Source organism: Dyella sp. NPDC103356 (assembly GCF_055584465.1).
This window is the reverse complement of sequence record NZ_JBVJLZ010000002.1, coordinates 576138-591058: the sequence shown is the minus strand read 5'-3', so window position 1 is coordinate 591058 and position 14921 is coordinate 576138. Positions and strand designations below refer to the sequence as shown.

16 protein-coding genes are annotated in these 14921 nt (G+C 62.7%); 8 read left to right on the top strand and 8 right to left on the bottom strand.

Features of this window, described 5'->3' with window-relative positions:
* Positions 1 to 229 precede the first annotated feature (229 nt).
* On the top strand, positions 230 to 1519 hold the full coding sequence (locus ACZ6WW_RS06115) for a phospholipase D-like domain-containing protein (RefSeq protein WP_465273395.1): 1290 nt from the start codon (positions 230 to 232) through the stop codon (positions 1517 to 1519).
* A 58-nt stretch (positions 1520 to 1577) separates the two neighbouring features.
* The gene (locus ACZ6WW_RS06110) at positions 1578 to 2120 is read left to right on the top strand and encodes a Dps family protein (protein WP_465273394.1); all 543 of its coding nucleotides are present in this window, start codon (positions 1578 to 1580) and stop codon (positions 2118 to 2120) included.
* A 64-nt stretch (positions 2121 to 2184) separates the two neighbouring features.
* Here ACZ6WW_RS06110 and ACZ6WW_RS06105 read toward each other — a convergent pair whose 3' ends face one another.
* From ACZ6WW_RS06105 to ACZ6WW_RS06090, 4 genes are read right to left on the bottom strand one after another with little or no spacing between them, the layout of a single operon-like run.
* On the bottom strand, positions 2185 to 2634 hold the full coding sequence (locus tag ACZ6WW_RS06105; protein ID WP_465273393.1) for a RidA family protein: 450 nt from the start codon (positions 2632 to 2634) through the stop codon (positions 2185 to 2187).
* The gene (locus ACZ6WW_RS06100) at positions 2631 to 3935 is read right to left on the bottom strand and encodes a c-type cytochrome (protein WP_465273392.1); all 1305 of its coding nucleotides are present in this window, start codon (positions 3933 to 3935) and stop codon (positions 2631 to 2633) included. The genes ACZ6WW_RS06105 and ACZ6WW_RS06100 overlap by 4 nt, the downstream gene beginning before the upstream one ends.
* Positions 3932 to 6205, bottom strand: coding sequence for a xanthine dehydrogenase family protein molybdopterin-binding subunit (locus tag ACZ6WW_RS06095; protein ID WP_465273391.1), 2274 nt, complete (start codon positions 6203 to 6205; stop codon positions 3932 to 3934). Before ACZ6WW_RS06095 ends, ACZ6WW_RS06100 begins: the two co-directional genes overlap by 4 nt.
* Positions 6202 to 6705, bottom strand: a complete 504-nt coding sequence (locus tag ACZ6WW_RS06090; RefSeq protein WP_465273390.1) for a (2Fe-2S)-binding protein — start codon at positions 6703 to 6705, stop codon at positions 6202 to 6204. Before ACZ6WW_RS06090 ends, ACZ6WW_RS06095 begins: the two co-directional genes overlap by 4 nt.
* Positions 6706 to 7037: 332 nt before the next feature.
* Between ACZ6WW_RS06090 and ACZ6WW_RS06085 the strand changes: the two genes are divergently transcribed.
* Genes ACZ6WW_RS06085 through ACZ6WW_RS06060 form a run of 6 tightly spaced genes read left to right on the top strand, consistent with a single transcriptional unit; the run spans position 7038 to position 12108 of the window.
* Entirely contained in the window at positions 7038 to 8240 is a 1203-nt protein-coding gene (locus tag ACZ6WW_RS06085; protein WP_465273389.1) for a molybdopterin molybdotransferase MoeA, read from the top strand.
* Positions 8241 to 8275: 35 nt separating this feature from the next.
* Positions 8276 to 8755, top strand: a complete 480-nt coding sequence (gene moaC, locus ACZ6WW_RS06080) for a cyclic pyranopterin monophosphate synthase MoaC (protein ID WP_465273388.1) — start codon at positions 8276 to 8278, stop codon at positions 8753 to 8755.
* The gene (locus ACZ6WW_RS06075; protein WP_465273387.1) at positions 8752 to 9354 is read left to right on the top strand and encodes an NTP transferase domain-containing protein; all 603 of its coding nucleotides are present in this window, start codon (positions 8752 to 8754) and stop codon (positions 9352 to 9354) included. Before moaC ends, ACZ6WW_RS06075 begins: the two co-directional genes overlap by 4 nt.
* Complete coding sequence (locus tag ACZ6WW_RS06070) at positions 9351 to 10433, top strand: ThiF family adenylyltransferase (protein WP_465273386.1); 1083 nt, start codon at positions 9351 to 9353, stop codon at positions 10431 to 10433. Before ACZ6WW_RS06075 ends, ACZ6WW_RS06070 begins: the two co-directional genes overlap by 4 nt.
* Positions 10430 to 11527, top strand: coding sequence for an XdhC family protein (locus ACZ6WW_RS06065; protein WP_465273385.1), 1098 nt, complete (start codon positions 10430 to 10432; stop codon positions 11525 to 11527). The genes ACZ6WW_RS06070 and ACZ6WW_RS06065 overlap by 4 nt, the downstream gene beginning before the upstream one ends.
* Positions 11524 to 12108, top strand: a complete 585-nt coding sequence (locus ACZ6WW_RS06060) for a nucleotidyltransferase family protein (protein ID WP_465273384.1) — start codon at positions 11524 to 11526, stop codon at positions 12106 to 12108. The genes ACZ6WW_RS06065 and ACZ6WW_RS06060 overlap by 4 nt, the downstream gene beginning before the upstream one ends.
* Here ACZ6WW_RS06060 and ACZ6WW_RS06055 read toward each other — a convergent pair.
* From ACZ6WW_RS06055 to ACZ6WW_RS06040, 4 genes are all read right to left on the bottom strand, one after another.
* Positions 12100 to 12786, bottom strand: coding sequence for an ATP-binding cassette domain-containing protein (locus ACZ6WW_RS06055; RefSeq protein ID WP_465273383.1), 687 nt, complete (start codon positions 12784 to 12786; stop codon positions 12100 to 12102). The two genes, ACZ6WW_RS06060 and ACZ6WW_RS06055, sit on opposite strands and share 9 nt — an antisense overlap.
* Positions 12783 to 13457 carry a molybdate ABC transporter permease subunit gene (gene modB, locus ACZ6WW_RS06050; RefSeq protein ID WP_465273382.1) on the bottom strand — a complete coding sequence of 225 codons (675 nt, stop codon included), beginning with the start codon at positions 13455 to 13457 and terminating at the stop codon, positions 12783 to 12785. Before modB ends, ACZ6WW_RS06055 begins: the two co-directional genes overlap by 4 nt.
* An 8-nt stretch (positions 13458 to 13465) precedes the next feature.
* The gene (modA, locus tag ACZ6WW_RS06045; RefSeq protein WP_465273381.1) at positions 13466 to 14230 is read right to left on the bottom strand and encodes a molybdate ABC transporter substrate-binding protein; all 765 of its coding nucleotides are present in this window, start codon (positions 14228 to 14230) and stop codon (positions 13466 to 13468) included.
* A 68-nt stretch (positions 14231 to 14298) separates the two neighbouring features.
* Positions 14299 to 14847 (bottom strand): TetR/AcrR family transcriptional regulator, encoded by a 549-nt coding sequence (locus ACZ6WW_RS06040; RefSeq protein WP_465273380.1) that lies wholly within the window; start codon positions 14845 to 14847, stop codon positions 14299 to 14301.
* Positions 14848 to 14921 lie beyond the last annotated feature (74 nt).

Below are 14921 nucleotides of genomic sequence, written 5' to 3'. Positions count from 1 at the left end.
ACGTTGGCTGCATAATATTGTGACGCGTCACTATATTCAAGTAGAAAGTACGGTGCCGCGTAACGAAAATCGGCAAATTTCCTTGAAATTGGGGCGCGCCGCGGCAAGCACTGTATTTTTGTGACGTCACTTTTTCGCGTCACGAATTCCGGACTTCGTCTTGGTCATAACGCTGACGCATTGCCTTGCGATTGTTATGTTATAACAGCGACTCAAGGGGGCCATTGCCATGCACTATTTCGATTTCACACGCGCACGCCGGGCCATTGGCCTGGGCTGTCTCTTCGCGGGCCTCGTTTTGAGCCCAGCCACCCAGCTATCCGCGCGACATGCACCGGATCAGGCCGCGCCGGATTTTCAGATCGTCGAAAGCGTGCCGGAAGCGAGCGTTTATGGTGAGCCCGGGGTTGCCCGGACACAGGCCGTATGGCTGCAAATGATCGGTAGCGCCAAGCAGAGCGTCGATATTGCGGCGTTCTATATTTCCGACAAACCAGGTAGCCAGTTTGCCGCGGTCGTCGATGCCTTCATCGCCAAGGCAAAGGCCGGGGTCAAGCTGCGTCTGCTGGTAGACCAGACCTTTCTCAAGGACAACCTGGAAAGCGTAACGCGCCTGCGCGGCATCGATGGCATCGAAGTACGCGAGCTTCCCGTGGAAAAGCTGACCGGCGGCGTGCTGCACGCCAAGTACATGGTGGTCGACAACAGCGTCGTCTTCGTGGGCAGCCAGAACTGGGATTGGCGCGCCATCGACCAGATTCACGAGATCGGTGCACGCATCGCCAATCCACGTCTGGCGCAGACGTTCGGCGCGGCATTCGATTTCGACTGGCAAGTCGCCGGCAAGCCCGATCTGCCCAAGGCCGCCGAACAAGCGACCAGGCCACTCCCCTTCGCCCCCGTCACCAGCGACGATCCGGTCATCCTGCATGGCGATGGCGGCGCTGTGCTGACCGCGTTCCCCGCGTTCAGTCCGCCCTCGCTTACACCCTACGCGTTGACCGCCGAGCAGCCGGCGCTGGTGCGGATGATCGACCAGAGCCAGCACATGCTGCGCATCCAGGTCATGACGCTATCGGCGATTCGTCAGTACGGCCCGAAGGGCTGGTGGGCGGAGGTGGATGCCGCGTTACGCAATGCCGCGGCGCGTGGTGTGCAGGTGCATATCATCGTGGCGGACTGGGCCTTGCGCGAACCCATGCAGTCGTATTTGAAGAGCCTTGCCGTACTGCCCAACGTGACGATCAAATTCACCCAGTTGCCGCCCTCTCCGCAAGGCTTTATCCCCTACGCACGCGTAGAACATGCCAAGTATGCGGTAGCCGATGACCGCAGCGTCTATATCGGCACGGGCAACTGGGAATGGAGTTATTTCAACAATACGGTGGATGCATCGATCTTTGTGCAGGGCGAGGCACCCGCGAAGACGCTGACCCAGATTTTCGAGCGGGATTGGAACGGCCCCTATGCGAAGGCGCTCGAGGTCGACCAGCACTACGAAGCGCCACGCAATCACTGATCCGAACCGCTCCGACGGTGGTACCTTAAGCGATAAACCCACCCCGTCGGAGCTGACCATGAGCAAGAACGATGTGAAACGCGAACAGCAACTGCAGAAGCGCCGCAACGCGCCGCTAGCCACGCCGACCGATCTGTCCGCCAAGGCGACCCGTGACCTGAGCGCCGCCTTGAACGTCGCCCTCGCCGATGTGTTTGCCCTGTACCTGAAGACCAAGAATTTTCATTGGCATATGAGCGGCCCCCATTTCCGCGACTACCACCTCCTGCTGGACGATCAGGCTTCGCAGATCTTTGCGATGACCGACGACATCGCCGAGCGCGTGCGCAAGATCGGCGGCCGCACCCTTACCTCGATCGGCAGCATCGCGAAACATCAGCGCCTATCGGACAACGATGCCGAGTATGTACAGCCCGAAGACATGCTTGCCGAGCTGCGCGAAGACAACAAGACGTTGACCGGCTATCTGCGCAAGGTGCACGACCTGTGCGACGACCATAAGGACGTTGCGACTGCCAGCCTGATCGAGAACTGGATCGACGAGTCGGAACGTCGCATGTGGTTTCTTTTTGAGGTGACGCGGAGCCATACCGGGGGCTGAAGCCGATCTCGGCAACCTTCTTTTGTGGGAGCAGCTTAGGCCGCTCCCACAAAGAACCCGAAAGCTACTGTACGACCGCGATCGCACTAACCTCGATCATCACATCCTTGCGAAACAGACTCTTCACCTCGACGAGACTCGCCGCAGGCAATGGCGCCGACATATATTGGTCGCGCACTTTTCGATACGCATCGATCTGCGACACGTCCGTAAGATAGGTCGTCATGTCGACCACATCCGCATAGCTCGCACCAGCCGCACTCAACGCGGCCTTCATATTTTCAAATACCTGCCGGGCCTGGGCTGCCAGATCTTCCGCCCCCACAAGCGCCCCATTCCGATCAAGCGGCACCTGCCCAGCCACATAAACCGTTCGGCCACTGCGCACGACGACCACGTGCGAATACCCGTGGGGCGTACTCAATGCCGGCGGGTTGATGTGCTGGACCGGGGCATCGGCCGCAACCGCCGCGGCCGTCCAAAGCAAAGACAAGGCAACAAGTATCCGCTTCATATAGCCCGTCGCCGAGCCACCTCGGCAGGCGTCACGGTTCCTGTCTTGGCGCCAAAATGCGAAATCACGTAGTTGGCCAGCGCCGCGACTTCCGTATCCGAATACGCCTTGCCGAAAGCCGGCATGTAGACGTCCGTATCGCCAATGCGCAATTTGGAACCGTTGAGGATCACCTGGGTGACGTTGGTGCCGGCCGGATCGTTGACGCCACGCGTGCCCAATAGCGAGGCGTAGCTGGTCTGCTGACCCTTGCCGTTCCACTGGTGACAGCTCGCGCACGCGCCTTCGAACAGTTGCATGCCCAGGTGCTGGCTATCGGCGGAGTCGCCGCCGGGCGCCGCGTCGGTGGATGCGAGTGCGGGCGCCGCCTTGGCGTCGACGCTGATCGGGTCCTTGCCGGAGTTCGCCGGCACGCCGCGCAGATAGGTCACCAGAGCGGCGGTGTCTTCCGGCTTCAAATATTGCAGGCTGTTCTCGATCGCCTCGCCCATCGGACCGGAGGCCGAACCACGACCTTGCGCATGGCCGGTGCTGAGATAGCTCGCCAGCTCCGCTTCGCTCCATCCACCGACGCCATGATCGGGATCGGAGGTGATGTCATAGGCACGCCAGCCCTGCAGCGATTCGCCGGACAGCGCGCTGCCGTTCTTCAATCCAAAGGCGAAGTTGCGCGGCGTATGACATTCCGCGCAATGACCCAATGCATTGGCCAGATACGCTCCGCTATTCCATTGCGGCGACTTCGATGTATCGGCAACGAAGCGCTGGCTCTTGAAGAACCCCGCGTTCCAGAAACCCATCGCCCAGCGCTGATTGAACGGGAAACCGAGTTCGTTGGCGCGGTCTTCCTGGTGAATCTTCGGCAGGCTGAACAAGTAGGCCTTGATCGCCAGCACGTCGCCACGGCTCAGCTGCGTATAAGAGGTATACGGAAATGCCGGATACAGATGCGCGCCGTCCTTGCGCACGCCTTCGCGCACCGCGCGCACGAAGTCGTCGTCGCTCCAGCTACCGATACCGGTCGCCTCGTCGGCCGTGATATTGCTCGAATAAATCGTGCCGAACGGCAACTTGAATGCTACGCCGCCGGCGAATGGCTTATCGGAACCGGGCACCGTATGGCAGGCGGTGCAATCGGCCGCCTTGGCCAGGTACTCGCCACGCGCAATCGGATCGGAACCGGATGGCGCGCCAACAATGACGGGCGCCGCACCTTCGGCGGGGTCGGTGCGGTTGAGCAAGACATAGGCCACGCCGCCGATAACGATGAGCAGGACGATGATCAGAAAGAAACGTTTCATGCCACGTCCCTCCCCTTGCCGGACCCCGATGACACGACGTGCTGCATGGCATCGCCGCTCTGGACCAGCAGTGTGCGATCGACCGGCAGTTTGTAGAGACGCACACCGGTTGCCGCAAAGATGGCATTCGCTAACGCTGGTGCTGCGATAGCCGTGCCGACTTCGCCCAACCCACCCGGCGCTTCGTCGTTCTCGATCCGATGCACTTCGACGACCGGCGTCTGGTTGATGCGCAGATTGCGATAGTCGTGGAAGTTGCTTTGCTCGATCGCTCCATTCTTGAGCGTGATTTCGCTATACAGCGCTGCGCTCAGGCCAAACAGCAGGCCACCCTGAACCTGGGCTTCGATCGAACTGATATTGATCGCGATACCGCAGTCCAAAGCCACCACCGCCTTGCGCATGACCACTTCGCCTTGCGGCGTGACTTCCGCTTCCACGATCGCACAGACACGGCTACCGAACGGTTCGCCCAATGCGATCCCGCGGCCCACGCGCGCGGGCAACGGTTGGCTGCCCCAGCCGATTTTTTCGGCGGCGGTGTTGAGCACTTTCAGACTGCGCGGGTTCTTCTGCAGCAGGGATTGGCGATAGGCCAACGGGTCCTTGCCGGCCTTGTGCGCCAGCTCGTCGATAAAGCTTTCGAACGAAAACAGATTGTGCGTGGGCCCGACCCCACGCCACCAGCCGACCACAAGACCGGGTGGCATGTCGTGGCGGATCCATTCGATCTTTGTATTTGGAATGTCGTAAGGCGTTTCGACCAGACATTCGACGGCATCGCTGTCGAGGCCATCCTTGCCCATCGCGCCGGGAGCCCAACGACCGAGCACGGTACCGCCACTTGTGCGGTCGCCGAACCACAAGGGCTTGCCGTCGGCATCGACCACCGCCGTCAGCAGATCGTGATACATCGGGCGCACACGGTCATGCCGGATATCTTCTTCGCGTGTCCAGATCACCTTGACTGGATAGGACACCTGCTTGGCGATCGCCACGGCCTGTTCGACCGAGTCAGTTTCCAGGCGCCGACCGAAACCGCCGCCCAGATACTGGTTGTGCACGACAATCTTGTCGGCGGCAAGGCCGGTGATCTTGGCAGCCACGTCGACCACGCGCATCGGCACCTGTGTGCCCACCCAGATTTCGCACTTGTCCGAGGTCACGAACACCGTCGTGTTGAGCGGCTCCATCGTGGCGTGGGCAAGCATCGGCAGCTGATAGGTCGATGTAACGGTTGTACCGCCTTCGGGCCGCTTGCCGACTTCCTTGGCGACGATGGATTTGCCGTTCTGCGCGCTGTCGGCCAGTGCATCGCGCAACTGCTGCGTGGTGAGCTTGGCGTTCTCGCCCAGATTCCACTGGATGTCCAACGCTTCCAGACCACGCTTGGCGGCCCAGAAGTGATCGCCGATGACCGCGACGGCATCTTCGGTATGAATGACGTCGACCACACCAGGAATGGCGCGTGCCGGCTTGTCGTCGACAGAGGCGAACTTTCCGTTGAGTGTCGGGCACGCCTTGACCGCGGCGACTTTCATGCCGGGCAGCCGTACGTCGATACCGAACTGGGTCGCCCCCTTGACCTTGTCGGCCGAGTCGACGCGACGCAGCGGCTTGCCTATTAAGGTGAAATCCTTGGGATCTTTCAGCTGCACCTTGTCCGGGAGCGGCAGCTTACCGGCCGCCGTCGCCAGCGAGCCGTAACTGGCGCTGCGCCCGGATGCCTGGTGATGCACGGCGCCGCGATCGACCGAGCAGGTCGACGGATCGACCTGCCATTGTGTCGCCGCCGCGCTGACCAGCAGGGTTCGCGCCACCGCACCGGCCTCGCGCAATACCGGCCAGGTAGCGCGCGTGCTGGTGGAGCCGCCGGTAATCTGTCCGCCAAGCGCGGGAATGCCATAGAGCTGATCACTGGGCGGTGAGGCTTCGACCTTGATCTGATCCAGGCCGACGCCGAGTTCTTCGGCGATCATCATGCTCATGCCGGTATAGATCGCCTGCCCCATCTCCACCGAGGGCATGACCAGGCGAATGCTGCCATCGGTGTCGATGCGGATAAAGGCATTGGGCGCGAACGGCGGGTTGCCATCGGCCGCTGCGGCCTCCGCATCGCCCGGCTGGCGACGCGCATTGATACTGGCCGATGCGATGCCGCTGCCGCCCAGCCACAGGAAGGCAATGGCCAGGCCGGTGTGCTGGAGCGCGCGACGGCGGCTGATGTCGATCGACTCATCGGTCGGCAGATGTTGCGTTTCGTTGCTCATGACGTGGCTCCTTGCGGTGCGGTCACGATGGTCTGCAGGATGTCGAGCTTGCCGGTGGCAGCCTGCTTGATCGCCGCACGGATGCGCACGTAGGTACCGCAGCGGCAGATATTGCCGGACATGGCCGCATCGATATCCGCATCGCTGGGATTGGCGGTGCGATTGAGCAAGGCCGTCGCCGACATGATCTGGCCCGATTGGCAGTAACCGCATTGCACGACGTCGACCTCGAGCCAGGCCTGCTGCACTTTGGCGCCATTGGGCGTGTTGCCCACCGCTTCGATGGTGGTGATGGCCTTGCTACCGATCGAGCCGACCGGCAATACGCAAGAACGTACCGGCTGGCCATCCAGATGAACGGTGCAGGCGCCGCACTGCGCAATCCCGCAGCCGAACTTGGTCCCGGTAAGCCCGATGACGTCGCGCAATACCCATAGCAGCGGCATGTCGGGCGGAACGTCGACCTGGTGCGACTGACCATTGACGGACAAGGACAACATAAGCTTCTCCCAGTTTGATTCGGTCTCATCCCTGAGAGGCATTAGGCCGAGGACCCTCCGCTAATGGGTCATTAAAGCACTCGCTTGAGCACAAAAAAACTAACTTGATCTTTAAGTCGCTTGTTTGTGTTGCGTGCCGCGTCAGATGTAAAGATGGCGTGTAGAAGCCCCTCCTACTCGCCATCCCGGCGCAGGCCGGGATCCACTCCTCACCTCTCGCTTGTCAGGCAACATTTGGCAAGCATTGGCACTGAGGAATGGATCCCGGCCTGCGCCGGGATGACGACGGAACGCGCTAAACTGCCAGCCCGTTTCAAGTCCGGAGTCGATACGTGGAGGGACCGATCAGCGTGGCGGCCGCCGAGGCCTTGATCGAAGCGCATATGCCGCGCTTTGCCATCGAGCGCATTCCGCTGGCGCAGGCGCAAGGCCGCATATTGCGCCAGGACATTCGCGCCGATCGCGATCAACCGCCGTTCGACCGCGTCATGATGGATGGCATCGCCATCCGCCACGAGGCGTCGCTTACGCGTTATCGCATCGCCGGCACCCAGCTGGCCGGCGAGACTGCCATGACCCTCGCGACGCCGGACCACTGCCTGGAAGTAATGACCGGCGCCATGTTGCCGCAAGGCGCCGATACCGTAGTGCCGGTCGAAAGCCTGGGGAAGTCGGAAGGCTACGCCAACCTGACGGTCGGCGCGGTAAACGCCGTGGGACAGTTCGTGCATCGCCGCGGCTCGGACTGCCGCGAAGGCGATCTGCTGTTGTCGCCAGGGCGGATGCTGCGCGCACCGGAAATCGCCGTGCTGGCTACCAATGGCATCGCCGATGTCGAGGTTTCCCGCCTGCCCGCCATTGCCGTCGTGTCGACCGGCGACGAACTGGTCGACATCGATGCGCAACCGGAACCTTGGCAGATCCGACGCTCCAACGACCATGCCATCGCCGCGGCACTGCGCGATGCCCATTTTGGCGAGGTGTCGGTGCATCACGTCACCGATGAGCGTGAACGCATCCTGGGTTTGCTCGACGAGCTGCTGCGACACCGGGACGTGATCGTGCTGTGCGGCGGCGTCTCGATGGGGCAGCGCGATTACATCCCGAGTGCGCTGGAAACACTGGGTGTCAAACAAGTCTTCCACAAGATCGCGCAACGGCCCGGAAAACCGATGTGGTTCGGCATCGCCCCGGGCGACAAACCGGTCTTTGCCCTGCCCGGTAACCCCGTCTCCGCGCTCGTATGCACGCTGCGCTACGTGCTACCCGCATTGCGCGCCGCCAGCGGCATGCCGGCATCGCGGCCACGCGCGGTAACCCTCGCCGCGCCGCTGACCACCCATGCCAGCCTTACCTGCTTCATTCCCGTCGCACTCGAAGACGGTGACGATGGCCGCCTGATGGCGCAACCCGTACCGTCGGCGACGTCCGGTGATTTCGCTTCGCTGGTGCGCACGGATGGCATTATCGAGCTACCGCCGAATGCGTCGCCGTTCGAAGCGGGTTTTACGGCGCCCTTTCGCGCATGGTCATGACCGGCGCGCCGATGTTCATGCAGGAGTGATTCAAGATGCTTTCGCACGTCGACGAAAATCAACAGCCACGCATGGTCGATGTGGGCAACAAGGCCATCACGCGGCGGGTTGCCCGCGCGCAGGCCCGGGTCAGCTTCCCCGCCGACGTTGCCTCCGCCTTGCGCGATGCCGGCTATGTCACGCCCAAGGGCGCGGTAATCACGGTCGCCCAGATTGCCGGCGTCATGGGCGCGAAGGCCACCCCGCAACTGATCCCGCTTTGCCATCCGCTGGCCATTGAACGCTGCAACCTCGACATCCATATCGAAGGCGATGACGCGGTGGTCGAGTGCGAAGTGGCCTGCCGAGGCACGACCGGTGTGGAGATGGAGGCGCTGACCGGCGCCAGCATCGCCGCGCTGACCATCTACGACATGTGCAAGGCGATGTCGCACGCCATGGTGATCGGCGACGTGCGTCTGCTGAGCAAGAGCGGCGGCAAGCGCGATATCGATCTTACGGAGCCCACGCCATGAATACCCCGGCTCGTCCACTCTATGGTCTGTTGCTGACCGGCGGCGCCAGTCGACGCATGGGCCAGGACAAGGCCTTGCTGAACTATGGCGACCAGCCGCAACTGCTGACCGCGTATCGCCTGTTGGAAACCGTGGTCGAGCAGGCCTATGTGTCAGTGCGTGAGGATCAGCGCAACGAAGAGACGCGTCGCAGCCTGCCGCAGATCGTCGACCAGCTTGCCGATATCGGGCCGGCCGCCGGCATCCTTGCCGCACATGCGGCCCACCCGGATGCCGCGTGGCTGGTGCTTGCCTGCGATCTGCCGCTGCTCAATAGCGCGACCTTGAATGCGCTGCTTGCCGCTCGCGATGTCTCACGCGATGCGACTGCGTTTAGCAGCGCGCATGACGGCCTGCCCGAACCGCTGTGTGCGATCTGGGAACCGTCGGCGATCGACGCTCTGGCCGCGAGTGTTGCGACCGGACGGGTTTGCCCGCGCAAGGGCCTGATCGCGATCGATACGAAACTGATCGCCCCGGTCGATCCGCAGGCGCTGGACAACGCCAATTCACCCGGCGAACGCGAAGACATCCTGCAACGGTTGAGGAAAGCTTCGTGACCCCAGGCTTCGTACCCGATTACTCGCGCCAGACGCGACTGGCCGCAGTCGGGCCGGAGGGCCAGGCCAGGCTGGCGGCAAGCCGGGTGCTGGTCATCGGTGCCGGCGGTCTCGGCTGCCCGGTGCTCGCTTACCTGGCCGGTGCCGGCGTGGGCCATATCGGCATCGTCGACAGCGACGTATTGGAAGCGAGCAACCTGCATCGGCAGACCTTGTACGACGCGGCGGATATCGGCCAGCCCAAGGTGCTGCTGGCGGCGCGGCGTATCCGCGCGCTCAATCCCGGCGTCGATGTCGCCTGCATCGATCACGCCTTGACCGCCGAAGAGATCGTGCCGCTGTTTGCGTCCTACGATCTGATCCTCGAATGCACCGACGATATGCGCAGCCGCTATCTTTGCAGCGATGCGGCGGTCGTCACCGGCAGACCGGTGATCTTCGCCAGCGTGTATCAATACGAAGGCCAGCTGCATGTCTATCGTCCGGATCAGGCCACGCCGTGCATGCGCTGCCTCTGGCCGCAGGAACCCGACCCGGCACAACTGGGCAGTTGTGAAATATCAGGTGTATTGGGGCCGGCACCGGGCGTGCTCGGCACGCTGCAAGCCAATGAGGCCTTGAAGCTTCTGCTCGATCTGCCCGGCAAACTGGCCAACGACCTGGTGCTGGTCGACTTGACCGATCTGGAGATGCGCCGCATTCGCACCCGCCGCGCCGAGCACGACTGTCATGCCGAAGCCGAGCTAGGTCTGTCGGCGCGCCGATCGAACGAAGCACTGGAGCGGGATTTTCCAAGCCTGCAGGCCGCCGTGCTGGCGGGTTATCAACTGGTCGACCTGCGCGAACGCGACGAGATCGAAGCCGATCCGCTTCAAACCCAGGCGCTGTGGATTCCCTCCGGTGAAGTGCTCGACCACGCGGCAAGTTTCGCCAACAGCCGCTGGCTGCTGATTTGCGCGCGCGGCGCGCGCAGCCGCTACGCTGCCGAGCGCCTGCGCGAACAAGGCTATGCCAACGTCTATTCCCTGCGCGGCGGCTGGATCGGCATGCATATGGATGCCGCAGCCACGACACCATGAACTCGCCACAGGAGCTGCAGTCGCTGATCGACGCGCTGCGCGAACTTCAACGCGACGGCTTCGCAGGTGGCGCGGCGCTGGCGACGATTACCTATACGCACGGCTCCACCTTTCGCCGTGCCGGTACCAGCATGCTGGTGCGCGGCGACGGCCGCATCGTCTGCGAGCTGGCCGGCGGTTGTCCGCAACGCGATATCGTCTTTCGTGCCAACGAAGTCATCGCCACCGGCCAAACCCAGCTGGTGCACTACAACCGCGATGCCAACTACGACGTGCTGATCGAAATGGGTTGTGGCGGCGAGCTGGATGTATTGATCGAACCGGTGCTCGGCGATCAGGACATCGCTTATCTCGAGGCCTTGGAATACTGTCTCGGCGAGCGACGTCTTGGCAGCATGGCCACGGTTTTCTCCCATGACGGCACGGTCCAGGCACGCCCGCGCCGAAGAATCGACGACACGCATCGCACGCTTTTCGACGACATCGGCGACGAAGCGCTGAGTTCGCTGCTCGACGAACCCATGAGCGCTCTTTCCGCCCGCGTCGAACGCCGGGAACTGGCCACCCCACGCGGCGCGGTAACTGCCCTGTTCGAACGACTGCATCCACGACCGGCGCTGGCCTTGATCGGTGCCAACGTGGGCGCTCGCGCCATGGTCGACCTGGCATTGACGCTGGGCTGGCAGGTGACCGTCGTAGATAGCCACGCCGAACGACTCCTCGCCATGGCCTTACCGGCAAAGGTCGTGGCGCGCGTTGCTACCCCAAGCACGGTTTGCGAGCTATTGAAACCGGATGAATTCACTGCTGTCGTCGTGATGACGCATCGCTACGAACTCGACGTGGAGTACCTCAACGCCCTGGGCGACAGCTCTCCAGCTTATGTCGGTGCCATCGGCTCGCGCGACCGTGCCCGACGAATGAACCACGCGCTCGACGGGCAGTTCGATCAGTTGCACGTACCGGCGGGGCTCGATATCGGTTCGGACACGCCACAGGAAATCGCACTGGCCGTGCTCGCCGAGATCGTCGCCACGTTCAACGCGCGCGAAGGCCGACGACTGAGCGTCACCAGCGGTCCGATCCACTCATGAGCGAGATCGGCATCGTGTTGCTGGCGGCCGGCGAAGCAAGCCGCTTCGGCTCGGCCAAGCAAGCCACGCTGATCGATGGTGTGCCGCTGGTGCATCGCGTGGCCAGAGAAGCTGTTCAGACCGGCGCGACCGTCACCGTGGTGCTCGGCGCGCATCGCGATGCGATCGAGCCCCTGCTCGACGGCCTGGATGTGTCGCTCGTATTCAATCCGCAATGGCACGAAGGCCTGGGCAGTTCGATCGCACTGGGTGTGCATCAGCTGACACAGCAACATCCTGGTCTATCTGCCGTCATGCTGTGCCTCGCCGATCAGGCGCTGATCGACGCCTACGATCTGCAACTGCTTATCGACGCACATCGCCTGGATCCGGAGTTCATCATCGCGGCGAGCTTCGCCAGTGTGCTCGGGCCCCCTTGCCTGTTTCCTCGCGGTGATATCGATGCGCTGATGAAACTGTCCGGGCCGCAGGGCGCACGTGTCCTGTTGCAACGCCATGCCGAACGCGTTCGCGCCCTGCCCGTGCCGCACGCCGCCATAGATATCGACACACCGGACGATCTGGCCCACCTTCTACGCTGAGACGTTCGACTCGCTGCGTACGCGACCTTCGTGGATCTCGAATACATGCTGGCCGAGCGCCTCGGCATCGGCGGGATCGTGGGTAATCACCAGCATCTGTAGATCGAGCTGCGCCTGCACCATGGTCAGTTCGTTGCGCATGCGACTCTTCAGTGCCGGATCGAGCGCCGAGAATGGCTCGTCCAGCAGCAAGATGTCCGGCTCGGCAGCCAGTGCACGAGCGAGGGCGACGCGTTGTTTCTGACCGCCGGAAATCTGCGCGGGATAATTGCCGGCGATCGGCTCCAGCTCGAACGCCTGCAGCCAGCGCAAGGCCGGCGCCGGCACATCTCCGTGCCGGCGTGGATTGAACATGCCGCGTTGCACGCCGAACGCCACGTTCTGCGCCACCGTAAGATGCGGAAACAACGCATAGTCCTGGAACAGATAACCGACCTTTCGATACTGCGTCGGCAGATTCAGCGGCCGCGCGGCATCGAACAGGGAGCGTCCGTTCACCACGATGTGTCCGCGGTCCGGCTTCAGCAGCCCGGCGATGGCACGCAAGGTCAGGCTCTTGCCCGCACCGGACGGACCGTAAAGCACAATACGACGCCGGTCCGAACGAAACGCCACATCCAGCTCGAACCGACGCTGCGCGTCATTCATGATGCGGTGAATGGCGATATCGACGCTCATCGTTCCGACCGCCGCTGGCTGTGCTGGGGAGCCAGGCGTCCGGCAATCAACAAGGCGACGACGCAGGTGATCGACGCCACGATGACCATGGTATTGGCGCCTGCATCGTCGCCAGCCTGCACCGCGGCATAGATCGCCACCGACAAGGTCTGCGTGCGGCCGGGCAGATTGCCGGCAATCATCAAGGTGGCGCCGAACTCACCCAGTGCACGCGCAAACGCCAGCAAGGCACCGGCGGTGATGCCCCTGGCCGCCAACGGCAACGATACACGGAAAAACACCGACCACTCCGGCAACCCCAAGACGCGCGCAGCGCCTTCCAGGTGCGGATCGACATCTTCAAACGCCGCCCGCGCAGCCTTCTGGATCATCGGAAACGCCACCAGGGTCGAGGCAATGACCGCGCCCTGCCAAGTAAATACGGGATTGATGTTCCAGCGCTCCAGCCACGCACCGAGCACGCCGTGGCGCCCCAGGACCACCAGCAGGTAGTAGCCCAGTACCGTGGGCGGCAATACCAGCGGCAAGGTCAGCAAGGAATCGACCAGCTCGGCGATCGGCGAGCGCCAGCGCGACAAGCCGTAAGCCACCGCAGTACCGAACAGAAGATTCAAGCCGGTCGCCCACAAAGCGACCTTGAGCGACAACAGCAGCGGCGCCCAGATATCCATGATGGGAATCAGGGCTTCAGAAACCCGTATTGCGCCAGTACCGCCTGGCCCTCGCTGGACATCACATAGGATTCGAATGCCTGCGCTTCGGCCTGATGTTTGGATTGCGCGATCACCGCCATCGGGTAACTGATGGGCGTCGTCGTCGGCACCGTCATGATCACCTTGACCTTGTCCTTGGCGACCGCCGCATCGGTAGCGAAGACGAAACCGGCATCGACCTCATCGCGCGCTACATAGTCGAGGCTCTGGCGAACGTTTTGCGCCAGCACGGTCTTGGCCGAGAGACCGTCCCACAAACCCTGTGTTTCCAGCGCGCCCTTGGTGTAGCGGCCGACCGGCACCGAGGCCGGATCACCGGCGGCAATTCGCTTGATGGCGGGCTGCGTGAGATCGCGCAGGCTGGAGACCTTCAAGTTGCTGGCCATCGGCGCTATCAATACCAGCTGATTGGCGGCGAAGTTCTTGCGCGAGCCCTTGAGCAGCACGTTCTTGGACTCGGCCTTGTCCATCGCCGTCTGGTCGGCCGAGGCAAACACGTCGGCCGGCGCGCCATTGGCGATCTGTTGCAGCAACACGTCGGAGGCAGCGAAATTGAGTACCACATGCGTGTCGGGGTGCTTGGCCTCGTAGGCCTTGGCGACACTTTGAAAGGCGTTGGTCAGGCTGGACGCCGCCGACACCACCAGGTCATCGGCATGCGCGACCCCGGCCGAGCCCAGCGCCAGCAACGAGAGCAGACCGACCGACCACTTCAAACGCATGCGCGCCATGGAGCTTCTCCGAGGGGACGTAACGAGCGGCCGACTATATCGCAACGATGGCGATATCCGGATGATGGTTACGCCTTGCCGCGTACCCTGGCATCGGCCAGCAACGCATCGACTGCGCGTTGCATGGGCTGCGTATCGCCGTCGATGACAGCCCACAAGGTGGCGCCCTCCAGACGCGTCAATGCGTCGGTCGCCATGGCGTGGGCGGTGTCCTTGGCAAACGCCGGCATGAGTATCCGCGCGATGCCGTCGCGCTGCTCGCGGAAAAACGCCCGCACCGCATCGGCCGCTTCCGGTGTTTCGTCGTTTATCCCATAGGCCAGATGCAGACCCACACAGCGGGTGCGATCGCTCAGGGTATCGGCAATGCGCCGCAGCACCGTCTCATAGCGCTCCATCCACGGCGCCGACGCATCCGGCAAGTCGTCGAAGGTTTCGCGCGTGGTCAAGGCCAGCACCTCGGGCACCAGCGACTCCTTGGTAGGGAAGCGGGTGTAGAGACTGGGCTTCTTGATGCCGACCCGCGTGGCCAGGTCCTGCATGGACGCGCCGGCATAGCCATGGTCGCGAAAGAGCTCGCGGGCCTCGCTGATGATGGTGTCGAGACTTGTTTTCATAAGCTGGCAGTCATATCCTACCGATCGGTAGTTAGTATTTTACAGGATGGCGCATGACGGCTCAAGTGCGCCCG

Bases quoted from the DNA above. Each gene is read 5' to 3' on its own strand.
- ACZ6WW_RS06115 (WP_465273395.1), top strand. From the start codon at position 230: ATGCACTATTTCGATTTCACACGCGCACGCCGGGCCATTGGCCTGGGC.
- ACZ6WW_RS06110 (WP_465273394.1), top strand. From the start codon at position 1,578: ATGAGCAAGAACGATGTGAAACGCGAACAGCAACTGCAGAAGCGCCGC.
- ACZ6WW_RS06105 (WP_465273393.1), bottom strand. From the start codon at position 2,634: ATGAAGCGGATACTTGTTGCCTTGTCTTTGCTTTGGACGGCCGCGGCG.
- ACZ6WW_RS06100 (WP_465273392.1), bottom strand. From the start codon at position 3,935: ATGAAACGTTTCTTTCTGATCATCGTCCTGCTCATCGTTATCGGCGGC.
- ACZ6WW_RS06095 (WP_465273391.1), bottom strand. From the start codon at position 6,205: ATGAGCAACGAAACGCAACATCTGCCGACCGATGAGTCGATCGACATC.
- ACZ6WW_RS06090 (WP_465273390.1), bottom strand. From the start codon at position 6,705: ATGTTGTCCTTGTCCGTCAATGGTCAGTCGCACCAGGTCGACGTTCCG.
- moaC (WP_465273388.1), top strand. From the start codon at position 8,276: ATGCTTTCGCACGTCGACGAAAATCAACAGCCACGCATGGTCGATGTG.
- ACZ6WW_RS06075 (WP_465273387.1), top strand. From the start codon at position 8,752: ATGAATACCCCGGCTCGTCCACTCTATGGTCTGTTGCTGACCGGCGGC.
- ACZ6WW_RS06065 (WP_465273385.1), top strand. From the start codon at position 10,430: ATGAACTCGCCACAGGAGCTGCAGTCGCTGATCGACGCGCTGCGCGAA.
- ACZ6WW_RS06060 (WP_465273384.1), top strand. From the start codon at position 11,524: ATGAGCGAGATCGGCATCGTGTTGCTGGCGGCCGGCGAAGCAAGCCGC.
- ACZ6WW_RS06055 (WP_465273383.1), bottom strand. From the start codon at position 12,786: ATGAGCGTCGATATCGCCATTCACCGCATCATGAATGACGCGCAGCGT.
- modB (WP_465273382.1), bottom strand. From the start codon at position 13,457: ATGGATATCTGGGCGCCGCTGCTGTTGTCGCTCAAGGTCGCTTTGTGG.
- modA (WP_465273381.1), bottom strand. From the start codon at position 14,230: ATGGCGCGCATGCGTTTGAAGTGGTCGGTCGGTCTGCTCTCGTTGCTG.
- ACZ6WW_RS06040 (WP_465273380.1), bottom strand. From the start codon at position 14,847: ATGAAAACAAGTCTCGACACCATCATCAGCGAGGCCCGCGAGCTCTTT.